Source organism: Streptococcus mitis (genome assembly GCF_002005545.1).
GTDB classification, from domain to species: Bacteria; Bacillota; Bacilli; order Lactobacillales; family Streptococcaceae; genus Streptococcus; species Streptococcus mitis_I.
The window spans coordinates 352,698-377,500 of record NZ_LBMT01000001.1; the positions used below are offsets into that span (position 1 = coordinate 352,698).

Annotated in this window: 6 protein-coding genes and 1 pseudogene; 1 reads left to right on the forward strand and 6 read right to left on the reverse strand. The window is 41.4% G+C overall.

The annotated features are described in order from the left end of the window. The first annotated feature begins 47 nt into the window (after window positions 1-47). Entirely contained in the window at window positions 48-2,144 is a 2,097-nt protein-coding gene (locus QS39_RS01785; RefSeq protein ID WP_077804460.1) for a GH92 family glycosyl hydrolase, read from the forward strand. A gap of 113 nt (window positions 2,145-2,257) precedes the next feature. Here QS39_RS01785 and QS39_RS01790 read toward each other — a convergent pair whose 3' ends face one another. The 6 genes and pseudogenes from QS39_RS01790 to QS39_RS01820 all read right to left on the reverse strand — a co-directional run bounded on the left by QS39_RS01790 (window position 2,258) and on the right by QS39_RS01820 (window position 24,644). Continuing rightward, the gene (locus QS39_RS01790; protein WP_077804461.1) at window positions 2,258-12,319 is read right to left on the reverse strand and encodes a DUF1542 domain-containing protein; all 10,062 of its coding nucleotides are present in this window, start codon (window positions 12,317-12,319) and stop codon (window positions 2,258-2,260) included. A 416-nt stretch (window positions 12,320-12,735) separates the two neighbouring features. Beyond that, a pseudogene (locus QS39_RS01795) lies at window positions 12,736-13,152 on the reverse strand (RpnC/YadD family protein); the annotation flags it as partial. Between the two features lie 7 nt (window positions 13,153-13,159). Further along, on the reverse strand, window positions 13,160-14,107 hold the full coding sequence (locus tag QS39_RS01805; RefSeq protein ID WP_077804463.1) for an Rpn family recombination-promoting nuclease/putative transposase: 948 nt from the start codon (window positions 14,105-14,107) through the stop codon (window positions 13,160-13,162). 100 nt (window positions 14,108-14,207) lie between these two features. Beyond that, complete coding sequence (locus QS39_RS01810; protein ID WP_077804464.1) at window positions 14,208-15,896, reverse strand: alpha-L-fucosidase; 1,689 nt, start codon at window positions 15,894-15,896, stop codon at window positions 14,208-14,210. 1 nt (window position 15,897) lies between these two features. Continuing rightward, window positions 15,898-19,686 carry a glycoside hydrolase family 2 TIM barrel-domain containing protein gene (locus tag QS39_RS01815; RefSeq protein WP_077804465.1) on the reverse strand — a complete coding sequence of 1,263 codons (3,789 nt, stop codon included), beginning with the start codon at window positions 19,684-19,686 and terminating at the stop codon, window positions 15,898-15,900. Window positions 19,687-19,922: 236 nt separating this feature from the next. Further along, complete coding sequence (locus QS39_RS01820; protein WP_077804466.1) at window positions 19,923-24,644, reverse strand: ZmpA/ZmpB/ZmpC family metallo-endopeptidase; 4,722 nt, start codon at window positions 24,642-24,644, stop codon at window positions 19,923-19,925. Between the last annotated feature and the right edge of the window lie 159 nt (window positions 24,645-24,803).

The following is a 24,803-nucleotide window of genomic DNA, read 5'->3' on the forward strand; positions in this document are numbered from 1 at the left end:
GCCCTCTTTTTCTGATATAATGTAGAAAAACAGCTAAAGGAAAGACTATGAAACCACTACTTGAAAGCATCGATACCCGATTTGGAACTGCCAGCAAGTATGCCTTTTCTCGGGGAAATACCCTGCCATACACAGGCGTGCCTTTTGGGATGAATTACTTTGTACCCCAGACCAGTGACCAGGAGGGCTCTTGGTTTTTCGATCCGCATCTGCCTATCTTTCAGGGGATTCGATTAACCCACCAGCCCAGCCCTTGGATTGGAGACTACTCTTGGCTCCTCCTGACACCTGTCACAGGCCAGCTAGGTGGAGACAGCCTCTTCCATCATCAGTCTTCCTATGATATGGATAAGGCCTCTTTCCAACCTCATTATCTGAAAATTTTCTCCCTGCGCTATCAGATTGAAAGCCAGCTTACACCGACTTGCTATGGTGCTTCTATTCATTTGGAGCAAAAGCAAGGTAAAGCCCTCTCCCTCTATCTTCACGTAGCAGGTGAACTGACAGTAGAGCAAGTAGATAAGCGAACTCTTGCCCTGCGACAAGAAGGTAAAACTGAAACCAACAAAAATCCACTAACGATGTTCACAGTCCTGCAAATGAATACGGATATTCTTGCTATCAGCCAAGAAGGTGGAGACTGGCGAATCGACCTGTCAGATAGTCATGCTGAAATTCAGCTAGCGACTTCTTTCATCTCTCCTTCTCAAGCACTGCTTAATCTACCTCAACAAGACTTTGACAGCTGTAAATCAAGTGCACAAGCGAACTGGGAAAATCTCCTCCATCGTTTTGATATTATAGAGACAGGAGAATCTGACCGAACCTTCTTTGACCACTGCCTCTACAGACTCTTCCTCTTCCCACAGACTTTTTATGAGGTTGACGAATCAGGGCAAGCCATCCACAAAGATCTGGCTACTGGCACTGTCAAGCCCGGTGTTCTCTTCAGTAACAATGGTTTCTGGGATACCTTCCGGACCACCTTCCCCCTCTTTGCCCTTATCATACCTGAACACTATCACTGCTTTTTAGAAGGCTTTCTCAATAGCTACCGCGATACTGGTTTCCTCCCAAAATGGCTAGCCCCAGATGAACGGGGCATGATGCCAGGTACCCTTTTAGACGGCATTATCGCAGATAGCGCCTGCAAGGACATGGCTCCCGACTTGGAAGAAGAACTCCTCCAAGCTATGCTCGAAACAGCCAGCAAGGCCGATCCTCTCGGCATCAATGGCCGCCACGGACTAGCCCAATACCAAGAACTGGGCTACCTCTCTACCGACCACCACGAAAGCGTCAGCCACACTCTTGACTATGCCTATAGCGACTTTTGTATCGCCAGCTGTGCCGAAAAACTTGGTCAGAATGACATCGCGGAAACTTATAGAACTGCGTCACAAAATTACCGCCATCTATTTGATGTTGAGACAGGTTACATGCGAGCGCGAGACAATCAAGGCAACTTCCGCCCTGACTTCTCTCCTTATAGTTGGGGACGTGATTATGCCGAATGTTCAGCTATCCAAGCAACTTTAGGCGTTCTCCACGACATCCCAGACTTAATCCAACTTATGGGTGGAAAAGAAACCTTCAGCAACTATCTTTTGAAAACCTGTCAAGATGCTCCCCTCTTTGAGACAATAGGCTATGGTTACGAGATTCACGAAATGAGCGAGATGGCTACTGCTCCTTTTGGACAACTCGCCATTTCTAACCAGCCGAGCTTCCACATTCCTTATCTATTCCGCTACAGCGATTACCCTGACTACACTGCCCTTCTTATCAAGACCTTACGTCAGAAAGCCTTTCACCCAAGCTGGCAAGCCTATCCTGGCGATGAAGACAATGGCAGTCTCTCAGCCTGGTACATCTGGTCAGCTCTCGGTTTTTATCCGACCTGTCCAGGAAAACCAAGCTATGATCTCGGAATCCCTCTCTTTAACCACCTCCGTATCTACCTTGCTAAAGAAGGTAAATGGCTAGATATTCATACTGAGCAAAACCACAACCATTTTAACTTTGTCAAAGAATGCCGACTGGACACAACTCTAGTATCAACTATTCAACACCAAGACCTCCTAAAAGCTGAACAACTAACTTTCACCCTCAGCTGGTTACCAAGTCAGCCGTCCACTTCCTGAAATGCAAAAATCTCCTAGCAGACTTTCCTGCTAGGAGATTTTCTTATGAGAGGTACTTGCTTAAGCTTTGAAAATCGGATTTATCATCTGATATTTATCAAACAATCTACCAATTAAGCTTCTTCGTCTTCTTTACGACGACGGCCTGCAAGACCAAGACCAAGTAATGCACTTGCGGCAGCTGCTACCATAGCTACAGTAGAATCTGCTGTACCTGTATTTGGCAATTCTTTAGCTGCTTTACGCGCGTTTGTTGTTGCTTCTTGGCTAGCATTAGCTGCTGCTTGAGCAGTAGCTGGGGCTACAGCTGGTTTTTGAGCAGCTTGGTCGTTAGCTGGAGTTGCATGATCAGTTGATGAAGCAACTTTCGCCATGAAGTCTTCGATACGTTTAACCATTGCATCCACTTCTGCTTGACTTGCGTCTGCATTAGCAAATACTTTCTTAGCATCTGCTGATAATGCATTCGCTTCTTTTGCAGTTTCTGCATCAAACTTAGTTGATTCTTTGATGATCAATTCATCTAATTGACGAATAGCACCTTCTAACTTAGCTTTATCCACTTTTGCGTCAGTGTTAGTAGCTCCGTTATTGCCTCCACCATTTGATGGTACATATGGACGTTGTTTAAAGATATCTTTAGCTACGATTGTGTAAACTTTACCATCTTTAGTAATTACAGTTGCATTTCCTGCTTTGTCGAAGATAACTTCTACTACATCAGCATTTGCTCCTTTAATCTTAGCTTTTGCAGCTTCTTTTTCTGCATCTGTTAAGTTATTGAAGTCTGCTACTGTTTCTTTTTCGAAGTCAACGTTGATGTTTTCACCATTGTTCTTAGCTGCAACATCTTTAGCATCTTTAACTAATTGAGCTGCTGGAATTGTTGCTGTCTTACCTTCTGGAGTTGTTACTGTCGCATTTCCGTTTTCGTCTACTACTACAGTTGATCCTGGGTTGACTGCTTTAATTGATTCTTTAACTTTTTCAATTTCATCAGCTGTTAATTTAGCTTTATCTCCAACTAACACTCTAGTTGCTGGTGTATTTACACCATTTTGTTGAGTTGGATCAGTTAATTTATCTTCTGGAATTACTAAGTCAAGTTCTGGGATTACTAATACTGTTCCATCACCTTTAGTAACGATTACATCACCTTTATCATTTACTACTACAGTTGATCCTGGGTTTACATCCTCTACTGCTTTCTTAACTTTTGCTTTTTCTTCATCTGTTAAGTTAGCTGGATCTTTAACTACTGTCTTAGTTGCTGGTGTATTTGCTCCATTTCCTGCATTTGCTTTACCTGCGTCTGATGCTGACTTAGTTAAGTCTGTTGCTGGAATTGTTGCTGTTTTGCCTTCTGGTGTTGTTACTGTTGCGTTTCCTTTATCGTCTACTACAACTTTAGATCCTGGGTTGACTGCTTTAACTTTATCTTCGATCGCTTTCTTCTCAGCGTCTGTTAAGTTAGCTGGATCTTTAACTTCTACCTTAGCTGCTGGTGTGTTTACTGCATTTCCTGCATTTGCTTTACCTGCATCTGCTGCTGACTTAGTTACGTCTGCTGCTGGAATTACGGCTGTATTTCCTTCTGGTGTTGTTACTGCTGCGTTTCCTTTATCGTCTACTACAACTTTAGATCCTGGGTTTACTGCCTCAATTGCTTTCTTAACTTTTGCTTTTTCTTCATCTGTTAATTTGGCTGGATCTTTAACTTCTACCTTAGCTGCTGGTGTGTTTACTGCATTTCCTGCATTTGCTATACCTGCATCTGCTGCTGACTTAGTTACGTCTGCTGCTGGAATTACGGCTGTATTTCCTTCTGGTGTTGTTACTGTTGCGTTTCCTTTATCGTCTACTACAACTTTAGATCCTGGGTTGACTGCTTTAACTTTATCTTCGATCGCTTTCTTCTCAGCGTCTGTAAGTTTTTCTGGATTTGCTACTACTGTCTTATCTGATGGTTTAACGATGTCGTTACCTGCATTTGGTTTAGTTGCAGCTTCTGGATCTTTCGTCAAGTCTGTTGCTGGAATTACAGCTGTCTTACCTTCTGGTGTTGTGACTGTCGCATTTCCTTTATCATCTACAACTACTGTTGCATCTGGATTTACAGCCTTAACTTTATCTTCGATCGCTTTCTTCTCAGCGTCTGTAAGTTTTTCTGGATTTGCTACTACTGTCTTATCTGCTGGTTTAACGATGTCGTTACCTGCATTTGGTTTAGTTGCAGCTTCTGGATCTTTCGTCAAGTCTGCTGCTGGAATTACAGCTGTCTTACCTTCTGGAGTTGTGACTGTCGCATTTCCTTTATCATCTACAACTACTGTTGCATCTGGATTTACAGCTTTAACTTTATCTTCGATCGCTTTCTTCTCAGCGTCTGTAAGTTTTTCTGGATTTGCTACTACTGTCTTATCTGCTGGTTTAACGATGTCGTTACCTGCATTTGGTTTAGTTGCAGCTGCTGGATCTTTCGTCAAGTCTGCTGCTGGAATTACGGCTGTCTTACCTTCTGGAGTTGTAACTGTCGCATTTCCTTTATCATCTACAACTACTGTTGCATCTGGATTTACAGCTTTAACTTTATCTTCGATCGCTTTCTTCTCAGCGTCTGTAAGTTTTTCTGGATTTGCTACTACTGTCTTATCTGCTGGTTTAACGATGTCGTTACCTGCATTTGGTTTAGTTGCAGCTGCTGGATCTTTCGTCAAGTCTGCTGCTGGAATTACGGCTGTCTTACCTTCTGGAGTTGTAACTGTCGCATTTCCTTTATCATCTACAACTACTGTTGCATCTGGATTTACAGCTTTAACTTTATCTTCGATCGCTTTCTTCTCAGCGTCTGTAAGTTTTTCTGGATTTGCTACTACTGTCTTATCTGCTGGTTTAACGATGTCGTTACCTGCATTTGGTTTAGTTGCAGCTTCTGGATCTTTCGTCAAGTCTGCTGCTGGAATTACAGCTGTCTTACCTTCTGGAGTTGTGACTGTCGCATTTCCTTTATCATCTACAACTACTGTTGCATCTGGATTTACAGCTTTAACTTTATCTTCGATCGCTTTCTTCTCAGCGTCTGTAAGTTTTTCTGGATTTGCTACTACTGTCTTATCTGCTGGTTTAACGATGTCGTTTCCTGCATTTGGTTTAGTTGCATCTACTTCTGATTTGAATAAATCTTCTGATGGGATTGTCGCAGTAGTTCCATCTTTCAGTGTAACTGTCGCATTACCATCTTCATCAAATTTAACAGATTTAGTTTCTGGGTTTAATTCTCTTAATTTTTCTTCTACTTTAGCTTGATCATCCGGATCATTTGCTTCACCGGCTACTTTGTCTGCTGGTTTAACAATTTTACTATTTCCTGCATCTGGGTTAGAAGTATCTTCTTTAGTTCTTACTAATTCTGATGCTGGAATTGCTGCAGTTTTACCTTCTGGAGTAGAAACAGAAACAGTTCCATTTTCATCTATCGTTACTATAGCATCTGGATTTACCTCTTCAACTTTAGCAACAATCTTAGCTTTCTCTTCGTCAGTTAAGTTCGATGGATCTTTTACGATAACTTTATCAAGTGGTTTGTTAATGTCATTTCCACCTTTACCGTTATCTAACTGGTCCTCAGTTTTCACTAATTTTGTCGGATTGATAATTCCTTTATCGCCAGCTTCTGTTGTTACTTCGATGTTTCCATTTTCATCATATTTAACTTCTTTAGCTGTTGGGTTAACTTTCTTAACTTCTTCTAAGATTTTAGCTTTTTCTTCATCTGTTAATGCACTTGGATCTTTTACTAATACTTTATCAATTGGTCTGTTTACTTCTCCAATTGCTTTAATAGCCGCCTTATCAGCCTCTTCTATTGTATTAACATCGTCTACACTACTTACTGCATCAATTTCTGCTTTAGATTTTTCCGCAACTTTATCTACTTTAGCTTTTAATTTAGCTTTAGCTTCAGGAGTTAGATCGTTACGCGCATCGATTTCTGCTTTCTTAGCTGTTGCTTCTTCATCAATTGCTTTACGAGCATTTGGTTTATCTTCTACAACTGGTACAGATTTTTCAATTTCACCTTCAGCTTTTTCTTGAAGTTGCTTAACTTCTGCATCTGTTCCAGCTTTATCGATTTCTTCCTTAGCTTCTTCTGCTAGAGCTTTAGCTGCATCTGCTGCAACTTTCTTCTCTTCATCAGTAGCATCTGGAGTGTTAGCAATGTCTTCCAATTGTTTTGCTAATTTATCTTCGATTGCTTTCTTGGCTGCTGGTTTAGTTACTGCTTCTGGATTTACAGCTTTAACATCTGCTACACCTTTATCTTTTGCACCATCTACTGCTTTTTGAGCTTCTGCGGCTTTTTCTGGTGTCTCTGCATTAGCTGGTTGAGCATCGATCGCATCTGTTGCTTCTTTCGCTTTAGCTTGAGCTTCTTCCTTAGCTGCTGCTTTTTCTTCGTCAGTTAAGTCTTTACGCTCGTCGATTGCTTCTTCTTTCTTAGCTAACTCTTTTGCAATTTCTTCTTTAGCTTTTTCTTTCGCTACTGGATTTACTTTCGCAACTTCTCCAGTACCAGCATTTTTCGCTGCATCTACTGCTGCATCTGTTGTTGCTGCATCGATTGCTTTCTTAGCATCATCTGCTGCTTTCTCTGCTGCTTTCTTAGCTTCATCTTTTTCTGCTGGAGTTAAGTCTTCACGTGCGTTAATTGCGTCTACTTTAGCTTTAAGAGCTGCATCTACTGCTTCCTTAGCTTCTGGTTTCTTAGCCGCTACTGGATTTACAGCTTTAACATCTGCTACACCTTTATCTTTTGCACCATCTACTGCTTTTTTAGCTTCTGCTGCTTTTTCTGGTGTTTCTGCGATAGATGGTTGAGCGTCGATTGCATCTGTTGCTTCTTTTGCTTTCGCTTGCGCATCTTTCTTAGCTGCTGCTTTTTCTTCGTCAGTTAAGTCTTTACGCCCGTCGATTGCTTCTTCTTTCTTAGCTAACTCTTTTGCAATTTCTTCTTTAGCTTTTTCTTTCGCTACTGGATTTACAGCTTTAACATCTGCTACACCTTTATCTTTAGCACCATCTACTGCTGTTTGTGCTTCTGCTGCTTTTTCTGGTGTTTCTGCGTTATCTGGCTGTGCGTTAATAGCATCTGTCGCTTTTTTAGCTTTTGCTTGAGCATCTTTCTTAGCTGCATCTTTTTCTTTGTCAGTTAAGTCAGGACGTGCATCGATTTCTCCAACTTTCTTAGCCAATTCATCTGCGATTGCTTGCTTAGCTGCTTCTTTCGCTACTGGGTTTACAGCTTTAACATCTGCTACACCTTTAGCTTTAGCTGCATCTACTGCATCTTGTGCTGTTTTAGCTGCTGTTGGTGTAGTTGCTACATCTGGCTGCTTGTTAATAGCGTCTGTTGCTTCTTTTGCTTTCGCTTGTGCTTCTTCCTTAGCTTTTGCTTTCTCTGCATCTGTTAAGTCTTTACGTGCATCGATTGCTTTTTCTTTTTCTGCTAATTCATCTGCGATTGCTTTTTTAGCCGCTTCTTTAACTACTGGAGTTACATTTGCAACTGCTGTAGTTCCATCTGTTTTAGCTTTATCAACTGCTGCATTTGTAGTTGCTGCATCAACAGCATCTTTAGCTACATCTGCTTGCGCTTTTGCTACTTCTTTCGCTTTAGTTTTCTCTTCTGGAGTTAAATCTGTGCGAGCATCGATTGCTTTGTTTTTAGCTGCTAACGCATCATCAATTGCTTTTTTAGCTTCTGGTTTAGCTTTAGCTACTGGATTTACTGCAGTAACTTCAGCTACACCTGTTTCCTTAGCTGCATCTACTACATCTTGAGCTGTTTTAGCTGCTGCTGGTGTAGCTGCTGCATCCGGTTGTTTAGCAATTTCAGCTAATTGAGCGTCAGCTTTATCTTTTGCTTCATTCTTAGCTGCTGTTTTTTCTTCATCAGTTAAGTCTGTACGCTTATCAATTTCGCTATTTTTATCTTCTAATGCTTTTGCAATTGCTTTCTTAGCTTCCGCTTTGGCTACTGGAGTTACATCTGCAACTGCTTTAGCTCCAGCTTCTTTAGCTTTAGTAACTTCTGCATCTGTTGTTGCTGCATCGACAGCTTCCTTAGCTTTATCAGCTGCTGCTTTTGCTGCTTCTTTAGCTTTAGTTTTCTCTTCTGGAGTTAAATCTGGACGAGCATCGATTGCTTTGTTTTTAGCTGCTAACGCATCATCAATTGCTTTCTTAGCTGCTGGTTTTGCAGATACTACTGGGTTATCTTTTGCAATTGCATCAGTTCCTGCTTTTTCTACTTTATCTAACTCAGGTTTAGTTGTAGCATTAGAGTTAGCAATATTTTCAAGAGCTTTAGCTTTATCTGCATTTACTTTAGCGATTGCTGCATCTTTTTCTTCTTGAGTTGCTGCTGCGTTATCATTGATAGTTTGGATTTGTTTGTCAGCTGCTTTATTAACCGCATCGATAGCAGGTTGTTTGTCTAGAGTTACAAACTCTGATAATGGTCTTGTGTCTTTTGAACCATCTGCGTATGTTACTACAAGATTTCCTTGGTCATCTTTTGTTACTGAAGCAATTTTATCATCTTTATCTGTAACTGGAGCATCTTTTGAGATATTTGCATCGTCATTATTCTTATTGTGCTCAAGTTGTAGTTTTTCTTTGATTTTAGCTAATTCTGCTTCTGTAACGTTAGCTGGATCTGTTACAGCAACTTTTTCTGTCGGTGCCTTGATATCGTACTTATCTGTTTGAGATTTAACAACGAATTGAACGTATCCTGGTTTTTGTTGACGTGCTGCGTCATCAGTTTCAGCATTATAGTTTGCGCCTGTCATTGATTTTGCATCATTGCTATCTTTAGATTCAATGAAACTTGTCCATTGTTGGCCAGCTTTAAGGTTTGTAGTTCCAGTCATCTTGATAGTAGCTGTTCTCTTATCAGCAGTGACTGTTCCATCGCCAGTTACCACACCATTTTCAACTTTACCTGTTGTAAAACCAAATCCTGTAGTGTTATTCCAAGTTACATCTCCTGGTCCACGTAGGTATAAGTCTTTAACTTCAGTTTCGTCCTTACCTGTGAATGTTAAGTCAGTATTTTCACCAGTGTAAACATAGATTTGACGTTTGTCAGCATTTGAGTATGGAAGTTCAACTGTTGGAGCTTGATTTACTTTAACAGTATGTGTATACTCAGCAGACTCTTTACCTTGACTATCTACTGCTTTATATTTAACAGTATATGTTCCTGGTGTTGCTAAATCTGCTGCTTCAAGAGTTGTTTTACTTGTATCACCATTGATAGATACTACTGTTGGTGTACCTTTTGTTCCTAATGTAGCATTTTGGTCATCTTCATGGTCTGTTACTTTCGCAAGAGTTGAAAGATCTACAGTTCCCCCTGCATTTACTGTCGTCACATCTGAGTCTGTTGCTGATGATACTACCGGTGCTTCGTTAGTTACTGGAATGCTAGCTCTGCCTAAGTATGTACCTTTGGTAGCTAGTCCGTTGTGAGGAATGATTTCTAGGTTAGCACCTTCTTTAACTGGCTCTGTTAATGTTAGTGTAACAGTATCAGAGAAGTTACCCTTAACAACGTTTTTAACTGTCGCTTTTCCAGCATTGTTGCCAGAAATCACAAAGTTATCATCAGATTCACGTTTAATATCAATTTGTGGTTTAGAATTATCATTTTTGTTTGTATACCAGAAGTATGCAATACCTGCATCATGCGGAATTGTAACTGTAACTTCTTTAGCTCCTGCTACAACGCTCTTACCGTCTTTTGCCGCTGCTGATGGCAGGATAGTCGATGGCCCTTCTGATACTGTTACCGCTGTTGCTTCACTGGATACTCCATTAACAACTTGCGTAACTTCCACTTTATTTTTAGGAGCATAGAATGCTCTTGCAGCTTCACTAGCACCTGGTAAGGCTTCATTGCTGTTCAATCCTTTATCTAAAGGAAGTTTCCAAGTACCGTCTTCTCCAACTTGTGTTGTTTTTTCTGAGATTACTGTTGTTCCTTCTGGATCTTTAACAGTCACTTTAACGGTTGCTCCAGGTGTACCTGTTCCTGTTAATTCCTCATCAGTTGAAAGAACTGTATTTCTAGCGTTAGCGTTTGTATTGACTACTGGAGCAGGGTTTGTAAGCGCAAAGTCAGTTAATGGTAATGTATCTGTAGATCCATCTTTATACGTTACCACCATATTGTTATCTACTTTTGTAACAGATTTAATCTTGGCTTCTTTATCGTCAACATTTTGACCTTGTTTCCCAACTAAGTTAGCATCTGCATTCTTTTTAGAATAGTGAAGTTTAATATTTGCATTATTTGCACCCACTATTTTTGCGAACTCTGCATCTGTTACGTGATTAGCATCAACTACTGGTACTTTAGCAGCTTCGTTTTCAGGTTTTGTAACATCATATTTTTGAGTTTGTGGTTTAAGTACGACAACGAAAGAACCTGGATCATCTGCACCTGTTGCTCTCCCTGTAATTTCTCCTCCATCAGCGTCTGTAACTCGTAAGAAACGCCATCCTAAAACTACACCTGGAGGAGTTTCTCCTCTAGTCGCCGCATCTAGTTTGTCTTGTGTAAAATTCCCTTCTGGTGCTGGTGTACCTGAGTAAGTAATAACTGCTGGTGATGCTTCTGTTGCTGGTGTCTCAGCAGTAATAGTATTCGCTGTATATCCATATTGAGTACTAATTTTATTTGTTGCACCTGGAACTTCAGCAAAAGGTCTGTTACCACCTTGGTTTAAAGTAGCACTCACAATTTTCTTACTATCATCTTTGATTTTAATATCAAATGAGTTTTCTTCTGCACCGTAAACATAAATTTCTTTAGCTGCTGCATTGGAGAAAGGAAATTCCGCTGTTGGTGCTTGGTTTACACGTGTGAAGTCAGTTACTGGTCTTTCAGCTGTTGTTCCATCGTTATAAGTAATAACAACTTTATCTCCTGATTGAGTAACTGTAGCAATCTTACCGTTAAGGTTGTTTCCATCACCTGCTTGTAATCCAGCTTTAATTTTATCTAATTCTGCTTGTTGAAGTTGTGCTGGATCAGCTACCGCAACTTTATCAAAGTTTGCAGCTTTATTTGCTAAATCTTCTGTGTATTTTACGTTTTGTGAACGAATTTTGAAGAATACTTGATATGCTGGGTCAGATGAACCTTCGTTGTCAATTTCATTGTTACTTGCATCTTTAGCACGAACTTTACGTGATACTACTGTCGAACCATTCACCCATGGTTTCCCATTAGGATGACGATCTTGCAATTTTCCAGTGATGCTAAGTGTCGCTGGTTGGTCAGCTGTTGCTGTTGTTTCACCATCAATATTAGAGTTGTTTAATCCATACCCTATATTAGTATCGGTTCCACCACCCATTTTTTGCATCCAACCTTTAACAATCTTACCACTGTTATCTGTAATCTTGATACGTCCAGTGATATTTGTTTCTTCTGTTGGAGTTACCCAAATAGTCTGAGATGCTGCATCATCATAATCGATTGATACTTTTGGCTTTTCTGTATCAGTTTCAGTACGGAAAGCATTGTTTTTGTCTAATTCTTTACCGCTACGAGCATCATTAGATCCTGTGTTTTCGATTGAGTTAGATTCTGATTTAGGTTCTGTGTTTTCTGCTGTTTTACCTACAGTTTCTTTACCTTCAGTTGTATCTACTGCTGGAGTTTCTTTTTTCTCTACAGGTTTGTTTTTTAATTTAGAGTTTGCTGTAGTGACAAGTTTGCTGTAAGCTTTTTTTAGTTCAGCTTGAGTAGTTGCGTTCGCTAATGTAGCTTTTGCAGATTCTAGTTCAGCTTTTAATACTGCAACACTTTCTTCCGTTTTGTTATCGTAAGAACCGTTAGAAAGTTTTGTCTCAATTTCTGAAATGTAGCTTTCAAGTTGGGTCTTGTCCAAAGTTGGAGTTGCTGGCGCAGTAGCTGTGTCTCCAGGTTGGACAGGTTGGATTTGATCCGCTTGAACAGATACAGCTCCATTCCCTAAGAACATGAAAAGAGCAGCGACGGCTACACTAGCCGCCCCAAAACTATATTTACGGATCGAGTAACGAGTGACCTTTTCACGGTGCAGACGTTCAACACGACTCATAGATGGTTTGTTTTCCATTATTTTCTTTTCTCCTTTTGTAAGGTTAATTAATTTGATTTCCACATGACACCTGTATGTAGAGATCTACAATTTACATTTTATCTTATTTTCAATATATATGCAAATGATTTGATTTAAAATTTTCGCAAAAAAAAAAAGCGTTTTGGGAAAGTAAGGAATTTTCAGATAAATTAGTTTTGTATATTTTCTTGTTTTTGTAAATAAATAATTCACATGTTTTTATAACAAATTTGCTTTTGTTTTAATTCCATCCATAAAGATAGCGCATTCATATAGGATTGGTAGTAAAATAAATAAGTTTGATGGGTGAAACAAACTATTTTTGCACTGCATAAGAAAAAATTATCCGTAAAACACATGAACCAAAAATAAAACATGCTACCTCATTTCGGCAACATGTCATCGTTTTCTACTTACAACAAGGCCTCAAACTCAGCCACGGTCATGTCTAATTGCTGGCTTGCTATCTCGGAAGTCAGAAGACCTTGACGTACTAGATTTACTAGCATAGACAAACTTCCTTCAACTTTTCCTCGTTCAAGTCCACGCTCTAAACCTTGTTCAATACCTTCAGCTCGACCACGTTCAAGACCACGCTCTAAACCTTTTTCTTCAGCTTGTTCCAAAGCATAGTCCTGTGCTAACAAGGCTTGTTCTTCACGCCTGCGTTGTTCACTAAACATTCTCCTGTCCTCCTCGGACCAGCTCTTGTAGTCCAGCAGTTGGTCTGCTTGGCTGATGGCTCGCTCGGGGTGCTGGGTAAAGGGTTTATTACCGAAAAACTCCAACCACGGCTTGCGAACACTATCCTTGCTGGTTTCTCTGTACTTTTAGGTCTTATTTATGATGTTTATGATGGTTTTTCAATAGCTCCTCAAACTCAGCGACGGTCATGCCTAATTGATGGCTGGCAACTTCAGAAGTCAGGAGACCTTGACGTACTAGATTTACTAAACCTACTTTTAATCCCTGTTCAATGCCTTCTTCTCGTCCTTGTTCACGACCCTCTGCACGACCACGTTCTAAGCCTTTTTCTTCAGCTTGTTCCAAGGCATAATCCTGTGCTAACAATGCCTGTTCTTCTCGCATACGTAGCTGACTAAACATTTTCCTGTCCTCCTCGGACCAGCTCTTGTAGTCCAGCAGTTGGTCTGCTTGGCTGATGGCTCGCTCGGGTTCTTGGGTAAAGGGCTTATTACCGAAAAACTCCAACCACGGCTTGCGAACCTCGTCTTTGCTGGTTTCTCTGTATTTTTTTAATTCCAAGAATGCCATCTTGACTAGATGGTTTTCTTGACCATTATTTGTGATAGTTAAGACTTCACCTGTCGTGTCCTCTCGCATACTAAAGCTGTGAAAAGCCAAGTCATCTTGGAAGTAGTTGCTGTCCACAATAGCAATAGCATAAACTGGTGCGATGTGTTTGTAACTCTGGTGTGTATCACCTTCTCGTTGACGAATTTTTTCTAGGTTTTGATTGACCTGACTGCACAGGTAAGCCCACAGGCGATTGATGAAAAAATTCTGATGATGAACTTGAATTTCAATAATTACTTGCGTACCATTATCCAACTCCGCCAAGACGTCTATACTGGTATAGAAATCCTGTGCCGAGTAAGGCATGGAAGGCAAGACATGAATATTGCTTCCCTCCAAAATGGTCACATTTTTGGCTGGTAAATCCAACATATCGCGAATAAATTGACAAGTGATTTCTGGATTGCTAAAGATTTTCTTAGCTACCAAGTCATTGGTTGGGCTAATGCCCGGATGTCTTAAAGTCATCCATTTCCTCCTTCTATTATACCATAGTTTTAAATCTAATTTTGCTAGATTCGATGGTTCTATCTATTTATTCGAAAAGGAAATGAATTGTGAAGATATTTTATCTCGTTTCAACTAAAATATGAGCTTGATCAATCAGCTGTCCATCAATAGTCAGATTCAGATAGAAATCCAAGGTCTTATCAGCAGCAAAATACAGGGTTGGTAGACACAAATCTTTTTTGCATTCCCCAGCTTGGAATTGAAGAACTTGAATTTCGTCCTGATAGGCGACACCATGGACACCTGTCCCCGGTTGAATCGAAATCTTAGCCTCCAAAGGAGTATTACTTTCGCTACGTTCAATCCTAAAATGAAGAGTCTCTCCCTTTGTCACAGCTAGACTTTTTTCTGCAAATGCTAGCCCCTGAACAACTTCTGTTTTTGATAAGCTAGGAGTTTTATAGAGTGAAATCTTGGTCAATATAGGTAAATCCTGTGACTCTGTAATCATCACGCGCACCTTCTGTGCCTCTACTAGCGGACCTTGCAGGAGACGCTTATGACCAACTGTAAAGCCTGTACCAAATTCTTGCCAGACGCCATCCACCTCTACTTGCACATGAAAAGCAGCGATTCGTTGGCCCAGCTTCAAATCTTCTCTTAACTCAATTACATCAAAAGTTTTAGGTGACCCTAACTCAAGTTCTAACTGGATTGGCAAGCCTACGTCGCTTGCCCAAGAGCTGGTCTTAAGGCCATCTGTCAAATAGTGACAGGCAAAGTCTGCGGAAAGAACAGGACCAGACACCTTAGCTCCCAGAGCCAAATCTTCTTTATAGAGCTCATTGCGATAGGCCGCAAATTCATAAAGTCGTTCAATATCCTTTGTGTCAAATAGCCCATCTTGATTCGGCGGAATATTGAGTAATAGTGGAGTTCCCCGACCCACCGAGTGAAAGTAGATTTCGACCAACTCCTCGAGAGACTTAGGATCCTGATCCTCATGGTAGAACCAGCCTGGCCGGATGGAAACATCTGCCTCTCCGATTGAAAAAATCGTGCCCGAGGGATCTCCGTGCTGAAGATAGTCCAGCTCTGCTTCTGTTCCTAGTTTATCAGGATTCACCTTTTGCCATAGAGGATCACCTGCATACCCTCGTTCATTGCCAATCCAGCGGATACTAGTGCCTTCTGTTGAAAAAATCAAGCAATCGCCCTGCAGTTCGCGAATGGTTTCAAACCATTTTTCAAATTCATAATTGATCTTTTGAGCGCCCTCTCCTCTGGCACCATCCATCCAGACCTCAGCAAATTTTCCTGCATTACCATAGGCAGGATTTGATAAAATCTCCTTCAGCTGAGCCAGATAATAGGCACTATAGTCCGCTTCTCGGTCCACATGATAGAGGGGGCTGTGGGCATCCCACGGTGACAGGTAGACCCCCATATCCATATCAAATTCTGTAGCAGCTTGGGATACTTCAAGGAGCAAGTCTCCCTCTCCACTCCTCCAAGGACTGGCCTTAACCGAATAATCTGTGTGAGCTGTCGGATAAAGGACAAAGCCATCGTGGTGCTTGACCACCAAAATCAACTTCTTAAAGCCCGTTTCCTTGAGCACGCGAACCCACTCACGCGCATCTAACCTTGTCGGGTTAAATCGCCCAGGATCCTCCTGACCTGTCCCCCATTCCTGATCATAAAAGGTATTGGGCCCAAAATGGATAAAGGCTGCTAGTTCATCCTCTAAATAAGCTAGCTGGGTCGAACTAGGCAAGGGCCCATGCGGTTTTATTTCTCTTACCATACTACTTCCTATCTACATTTTTCTTTACTTTTTTGGCATGTACTTGCAATTCTGTTAAGGCTAGGGGACTGGACAAATTTTCAAATCGAAGACGAAGGGCATAGGTTTCTACCTTGTCAAATTCAAAACGAAGCTCCTCATCCTTGTCGCTTGACACTTTTCGGATAGCTGATACAGGGCGCCAATTCTCCTCTTGCTTGAGCAGTGAATCCTTATCCAAATGATTTGGAGTCCGAGGTAAGCTAGGCTCATTCCCTACATAATAATCAATAAAAGTCGGCTCTACCGCCACATAGTCTTGATTTTCAACATAATACAAGGTCAGGTTATCCACAAATCGCGGTTTTAAAATCCCTGCATCTCCAAACAGAATACCCACGCTGGCTTGCTCTGACTTGGCAATCCAAGTATTGGCTGTCGATTTCTTCCGAACAATGACCTTGTCATTGAGATATGAGGCTGGGTGATTAGGCTCTGAGTGAGAAGCAAAGACTAGAGGCAGGTTAGACCCTGTCCACTGATTGGAAATAACTTCCCCATCTACACTGACATCTGTCACATGAATGGTGACTGTTGCTGGCAACTCACAGCCCGCTACTTGTCCTGTGAGCACACTTTCTCCTACCTGAGCATAGACTTGAGGTTCGAGTTCATCCCAAGTCACCTTGGCCGTATCTCTTCTGCCATCTGATAAGACTAGCTTGACTCGGTCTGGTAAGTGTGGGACTTCCTTGACAAGCGTCCAGACCCTTTCAGGCTCAATAGCGCAAATCCCTTGGACACAAACCTGAGCAGAAGCCTTTAAATCCAGCCCTTCCAGCTGACCAGATACCATAAACTCATGAAAGCTTGCTATATCTTCTTCGGAGATTGCCTCCCAAACAACCTTGACTCGTTTTGCACCACCAGACTCATAGTCCACCAAAACTGAAGATGGCAGCTGTGGATAAGTTCCCTTATTTGTATACAAGCGAAGTGGTCTTACAGAAACTGCCCTACCTAGCGAGGTATTTTCTGCCACCTGCAGGTGCATTTGATAGGTCTTCCCTCGATAAATGGCGCGGATAGCCAAGTCACCTGCAGACAAGCAATGAAGCACCCCCTGATTGATAATGGCCTGGGCACCACCACTCGTCTCCCAAATCACTTCACTATTCCCCACCTTGTTCACAGGGTTATCCACAGTTTGTGGATAAAGTCCAATAGCTGGGGAAGCCCCTTCTTGTAATCCTGCCTGCTTGTCCACTCGAATCTCAAATAAGCGCTTATTTCTCACTGGTTGGGTAGCCAAATCATCTCCCACTAAGAGATCAAAACTTGCTGGCTCTAGTCCTCTGGCACTGGCCTTTACTCTTACTTGGCCTGCCTGCTCCAAGCTCTGAACCAAAAGTACACCCCTGCCATGAAAGGCTTTCCGCTTAAACCGACCATTTTTCTGAGCCTGGTAACGTTCACGACTGGCCTGTCTGCCGTTATCCACACCCACAATGCGAGCAGGGCCTGCAATTTCAAAATGAAGCTGATTGGAAGCAGTCGGTACCCAATTTCCAGCTTGGTCCAATACATCAAAATAAAGATAGAGGAGGTCTTGCCCATCTGGCTCCAGTTTTGTTTTCTCGGCATGTAACCCGATTTTGGCTGGCTTACCTGCAGTCACCGCCCTATCTTCTGCCACAAGCTGACCTTGACGATCATAAGCCACAGCATGCAATTCTCCTGGTTGATAAGGCAAACGCCATTCGAGATAGAGTTGGCCAGAACCTTGTCCCTCTTGGTATTTCCTGCCATCTGAAGTCCATTTTTCCTGAAAAGTCTTCCTACCTTGAGATTTCCCATTGAGAAATAGCTCTACAAAACCAGCATTTGAATACACTCGAACAGGGATATCCCCATACTTATCCACAACTTGTTGATAACTCTTGTGAATTTCCCAATTCCAGTGAGGTAAGATATGAACCATGGGATGTTGATCTAGGTCCAACCACTGACTTTGATAGAGATAATAGTCATTTTTAGGAATCCCTGCTGTGTCCACAAGCCCAAAATAGGAACTCTTGACCGGCGTGTCATTTTGATTGTGCCAAGGAGTCGGCTCACCGATATAGTCCACTCCTGTCCAGATAAACTGACCTGCATAGTCTAGCCGATTTCTATCTGCTATCCAAGAAGCCGTCGCTGTCTTCCCCCAAGGAACCCGATCATTGCCATAGTCTGACTGTTCAAAATTCCGAACGTGGCGATTATCCCCAACCCATTCCTTATCTGGGCGAAAATAGCTGTCACGCGTCCTTGTAGCCGATGAGGTTTCAGATCCATAAAGACGCCACTTGGGATGTCTTTTACGAATCCTATCAATATTGTCTTCTGAGTAATTCAAGCCCACCACATCCAGCAAATTGGCTATCTTTTCATGACCTCCAGAACCATCGCCAAAGCGGAATTGATCCATTCCCATGGTCACAAAACGACTATCATCAACCTCCTTGACCCTTTCTAGCAAGCGTTTGATCGTCTTCAATGAATGAGCATCTCCATTTGCTTCGCTGACTTCATTTCCCAAGGACCACATAAAAATAGCTGGATTGTTCTTACCACGCTCAATCATGGTGCGCAAATCGTAATCTGACCAGAAATCGCCTGCTTTCGCTTCTGGATGAGTCGCTTCTTCCTCAAAAAAGCGACCATAGTCATATTCTTTCTTGCCTCCATACCAGGTATCAAAGGCTTCTTCTTGGATGAGTAGGCCCATTTTGGCAGCTACATCCAGCAAAATACTACTGGCTGGATTATGCGTGATTCGAATCGCATTGACCCCCATTTCTTTCATCTGGCGCAAGCGTCTCTCGGCAGCTGACCTATTTCCCACAGCTCCCAGCGCTCCGTAGTCATGATGCAGACAAACCCCATGAATCTTCAACCAGCGACCATTTAGAAAGAAGCCCTTATCCGCTTGCCAATCCGTATAGCGGTAACCAAAGGTCTCCTCTTCTTCATCAACCAAAATGCCATTTTTGTAGATTCGAGTCTTCAACTGATAGAGATGAGGATGATCAATATCCCAAAGCAAGGGTTGAAAAATTGATATGGCTTGTTGGAAATGATGTTTGTCCCCAGCTTCAATCACTACAGAGTCTGTCACCTGCCAGTCTGACAGCTGCTGCCCGTTATACCAGATACTCTGCTCCAAATACACCGACACGGACTGAGGCCCATCATTTGAAACCTTGCTTTCAAGCTGGGTTTCCACCCATCCATCTCTTTGTTCCTTGAGCTTGGGACTTTCTATCTTAATCCCATATAAATCCAGATGCACCGAATCTGTAATCAATAATTTTACTTCTCGGTAAATACCGCTACCAGAGTACCAACGACTGCTAGGTTGCTGATTTTCCACAAAAACCGCAAGCTGGTTGGCCGTCCCATCATTTCTTAGATAAGGCGTAATATCATAAGAAAAAGGTGTGTAGCCATTGGGATAATAACCCAGCACTTGCCCGTTGATATAGACTTGGGCATTCATGTAAACCCCGTCAAACAACAAACGCACCGATACAAGACTGGCATCTTCTTCCAAGTAAAACTGTGTCCGATACCAGGCCTGACCCCCGTTTAACTGGCCACCCTCATTTTGCGCTGGCGAGTATTGGTCAAAATCATTGTAAATACTCCAGTCATGTGGCACTTGAATATCCTGCCAATTTTTCCTCTGCAAATCCGGTGCCAAGGCCTCTTCCTTCCCCACCTCTTGGCTAAAAAACCAGTGATTTCGTAAAACTTCTTCTCTTCTCATACAAGCATTCCTCTTTAAACGACTCGATTTACTTGACTATAGCACAAAACACAAACGCTTTCAAGGCTTCCTACATCACTCCCTAAATACTCAGAAAAGATTCTATAATTTGTGGAAAAGTCTGAAAATCACTTCATATTCAATCAAACTGTAATTTGCAATAAACAATACAAACCTCAAAAGAGACCAAAAAACACCTCTCTGAATGTTCATTCCAGAGAGATGTCCCTTTTGTCTTAACTATTGTAAATCGACTGTCTAAAGTCATCTGAATCTTTGAGATAAGCTTTATAAATTGCTTTTTTCAGTTTTTGAACTGGTGTTTCGATAAATTTAAACTTTTTAGCCGTTGTATTTCCTGCTGTTATCTGAGCAAGTTCTTCTTTAACAGCTTTATTCATAAGCTCTTGTAATTTTTCTTTACTATCAATCACTTCTTCTTTTCCGTTGTAATTTATAGTAATTGGTTTTAACTTACCTAATTTCTCAACACGCTCAGTTATTTGCTCTTTTTTGAAAGCTGCGTAAGATTTGCCTAAAATGTTATCGAAAATATATTTATCAGATAACGGTTTGCCTTCTTCTTCAGCTTGTTTTTTAAACTGATTTGACACATAAGGTACAAATCCTTCATAATAGCCCAAAGCAGCCATCAATTCAAATGCTTGTTTTCTAAAGGTGATGTCCCCACTCATACCAGAGTCATTTTGACTAACACCATAAATGGTATCAAACATATCAACAGTATAGTAACCATTTGCTGTAATTTTTCCTTTATCTGAAAAACCAGCAATGATATAACGATTGACCAGGATATGATTGTCAATCAAACTATCAATATCTGTCAATTTTTTGGCATCTTCTAAGGTCAGAGCTTGAATCTCCTCACTCTTATGAGTTGGTTTAACTGCTGGATTACGGTAATCTACCCAAGTTCTAGGACCTGTTGAAGTGATTGGCGTTATTTTTTTGAAATAACTCATCTTGTCTTCTGCAGATAAGCCTTTACTTGCTTCAGCTTCTAGGTAATCTAGAGTATAAAGGACATCAAAACTTCCCTTCATGTAAGATTGCAAATCTTCTGCCGTTTTAAATCGATCAGGTGTTTTATTGTAAAATCCATTCTTATCACTCTCATCATATACAAAGTTGAGATTGAAATAAGTATCCTTTTCTGGATTATAGGAGTTTTCAAAAATACCACGCGCATAAAACTCTGCTCCTGTACCATCTCGACGACCGTGATTATTAAACAAGACCGTTCTATCTAGTAAGTGCGTCATTTCATGAGAATAAGTCGCTGAACCTCTATCATCCAAAACCCTATCTATAAAGTAACGGACACCTAATCCATTAGCCTCAGCTCCCACCTTACTTACTGGAGAATAGTAATTCATAGGAGTCATAAACTGGTCGACCCCCTTATCAGCTCCACTACCAGTAGCTGGTGACCAAGTGCTATCAATCTGTGCATTCGGATTACTTGTATATTTCTTCATCGTATCAATAATCAAGCGATTTGTCAGCAACTTATCGCGATTTTCTGGTTTTGTTATACGATAAAGAGTATCAACATAGTTGGCTTGTTGTACAGCCGCCTTTTCAATTAAAGACTTGACTCTAGCAAGCTCAGCCTGATACTTAGTTGGATTAGACTGGGCAAGAGAAGTATCTATATAGGAACCAATATTACCATAAGTAATCGTCGCCATATTACTAATCACGTAAACATTTGGTTCTTTCACATTCAAAAGTCCCAAAATAGCAGCCATATTAGCCTCTTGTTTACGAGGATCCTTTTCCCCAGCTGTCAACTTGCTATACAGACCGACATGCGCTGAAGGATTTTCTTTAGATGGTTTGTCAACAATCATAGCTTGGCTAGATTTTTTAAGCCAGGTATCCGCATCATCTGACGTAAAGAGTTGGCGATTGCTGTCTAAAAATTCCTTCAAACTAGCCTTACCTGTAATAGTAGATAAATATTTTGTAAATGTTTGAGGACTATTGGTCAATTTCATCTCTTCATAAGACATGGATCCTAATTTTTTCAAACTATCCAAGGCGGTCATTGTCTTATTGCCAAATGAACTTGGATTAAAGGCCAGAATATCACGAATATTCGTGTCCCCAAATTGAATATTATAAAAACGATTGATATAAGACAGTCCCAACAAGATCTGCTCTTTGTATTGCTCCAGCTCTTGTTTGATCTTGCTGCGATTTCCAGGGGTATCTCCTATAATTCCCAATGTATGCGAGGCTATCTTTTTGAAACTTGACTCAGCTTGCGTCTTCGTCTGATCAAAGCTTTCTTGAATTGATAGTTTTTGAAGATACTCTGTGCGCAACATATCTTTGACTTCTTGGTCAGTGATATTTGGGTGTGTTTTTCTGAGCGCAATTCTCTTTGTTATAATATCTCGAGGATCATAGACAGGCTCCAACTGTTCTTTTAGTTTACTGTCATGTAAGAAGTCTACTGATCTCGCGCTTGTGGTCAGAGCAGACACATCCACAGCATCTTCTCTCTCACTATTAGCCGGAAGTAAGTGTGGTTTATCCTCCTGACTACCAACTAAAACAACTCTCGGTTTCATTGGTTTTGTTATTTGACTCGCTTCTTGAGGATCAACCAATTCACCAGTTTGTTCATTGATAGCGTATGTTCTGGTAAGTGTATTCTCACCAACTTCTCCTTCAGATGCTACCTTTTCTATATTTTTAGCAAGTGAAGAATCCTCTCTTCGCTCCTCGGTAACGGAAATCGGTTGTATTACTTTTTCCACATTACCAACTTGAATCACTTTATCGACTGCTGAATTTACTTGTTTAGTAGTATGAGATACCGTCACCTGACCTGTTGCCTTGTCTAGTTGATAAGTCGTCCTAGTTTCCACCGAACCATCATGCCCTGCAACCGCTACTTCCTGTCGTCTGAACTCCAAAGCAGGATTCACTTGGTAAATCGTTTTATGAGATAGGACAGTAGTTTCAACACTCGGTTTAGTTCCAACTTCTACAACTTGATCAACTTTGTTAACTACTATTTTGACAGTTTTATTCTCAGAAATATTTCCACTTGCTTGATCTTTAGCATAGGTAGTAGTAACTTGTTCTTGTCCCTCAACACCCGGAATTTTTACTCTTGTAACGCCGTGGTCTAGTTCCTCACTCTTTTCATAAACGGTTTCATAAGGAACAGCTTTGGTCTCCACTTTGGTCTGAGGAAGTTGAGTGTCTTCTTTATACTCTGGGAGAGCCTCCTGTATCTCAGGCTCACCGGAAACGCCACCTTCATAAGACGGAAGAGACGGTTCTACCGAAGGCTCACCGGAAACACCACCTTCATAAGACGGAAGGGACGGTTCCACCAAGGATTCACCAGAAACACCGCCTTCATAAGACGGAAGAGATGGCTCTACCGAAGGATCGCCGGAAACACCACCCTCATAAGAAGGAAGGGACGGTTCCACCAAGGATTCGCCAGAAACACCGCCTTCATAAGAAGGAAGCGCTGGTTCTACCAAGGACTCACCGGAAACACCGCCTTCATAAGAAGGAAGCGCTGGTTCTACCAAGGATTCGCCGGAAACACCACCTTCATAAGATGGAAGGGACGGTTCCACCAAGGATTCGCCAGAAACACCACCTTCATAAGATGGAAGGGACGGCTCCACCAAGGATTCACCGGAAACACCGCCTTCATAAGATGGAAGAGACGGCTCTACCGAAGGCTCACCGGAAACACCGCCTTCATAAGAAGGAAGCGCTGGTTCTACCAAGGACTCACCGGAAACACCGCCTTCATAAGATGGAAGGGACGGTTCCACCAAGGATTCGCCGGAAACACCGCCCTCATAAGACGGAAGAGGTGGTTGGACTTCCGGGGCTAGGCTTATACCATTTTCTTGAAGTTCCTTCTCTTTTTCCCCGACCAAAATCACCTGAGCAACTGGTTCACGAAGCACTTCTCTCCCTACTTCATTTCGCGTAACAATACCATCGACAACCCTTACTTCTGTTAAGATTCGTTCTTGTCCCTTGGCACCTTCTATAGAAATTCTTTTTTCTCCCTTAGCCAGAGTTGGGTCAGACTGAAATTGAGTTTCAAACTCTATCTCCCCTACCCTAACTTCCAGTTCTGGCTTGTCTTCAATAACAGTTTTCATTCCTTCATCTGGTACTTTTTTAGACTCAATACTCATACTTTTTTCAGGAGTTGGATTTAAAACAGGCTCAACTGCGTAAGATGGTTGAGAAGATTGCACAAGATCTTTAGTCGAGCTAAAATGAGATGTAGTATGTGGTACAATCTTCTTAGATTGAGGTTCTGAACTTTCCTCCTTTTGAGATAATACTGACGACTCTACCTTATCAACAGAAAGTTCCTTGCTAGCACTATCTCTTACCAAATAATATCCCGTAAATTCATATCCTTGGACTGTTTCAGGACTTGGTAAAAACTGACCTTCTACTCTCTTAACAAGGGCTGGTTGCAATTCTACCAGATTTTCTAAAGCAGAGATGGATGCTACCCAACCACCAACAGCAAAGACGCTCACAAGGAAGTAAGACGCTCCCTTTTTTCTCTTGATTAAAGTGAAGGAAAGCAATAACAATCCTGCTCCCAAGATAAACATCTCATCATTAGAAAACAGACCTGTTGCTGGTAATCTTGTAGCCAATTTTCGATAGACAAAATAGTATTCTTTTCCCTCTTTTACCTCAATCTTATTTTCTTCAAACCATTGCAACTCAGATTTCAACTTTTCAGGTAAATCCTGCTCATCCAAGTAATGACTTGAAATTAGTGTTGAAGTCGTTTCTGTAGCCTGTACGGGTTGAGCCCCCATACCAGCAAAAAATAAACTCGTTCCTAGCAAGACCGAACAAGCTCCTATTGTATATTTTCTCAAAGAAAAACGCTGCTTTCTCTCAAATTGAAATTCTTTCATCCCATATCCTATCATTCATTATTACTGTATAGTTAGTATATCAGAAATAATTTGTATTCACAAATCTTTCTAGTTATTCCCTTATCATTCCAAATTAAGGGGGACAACATACAATAATTTTTATTTAATACTCTTCAAAAATCAAATTCAAACCACGTC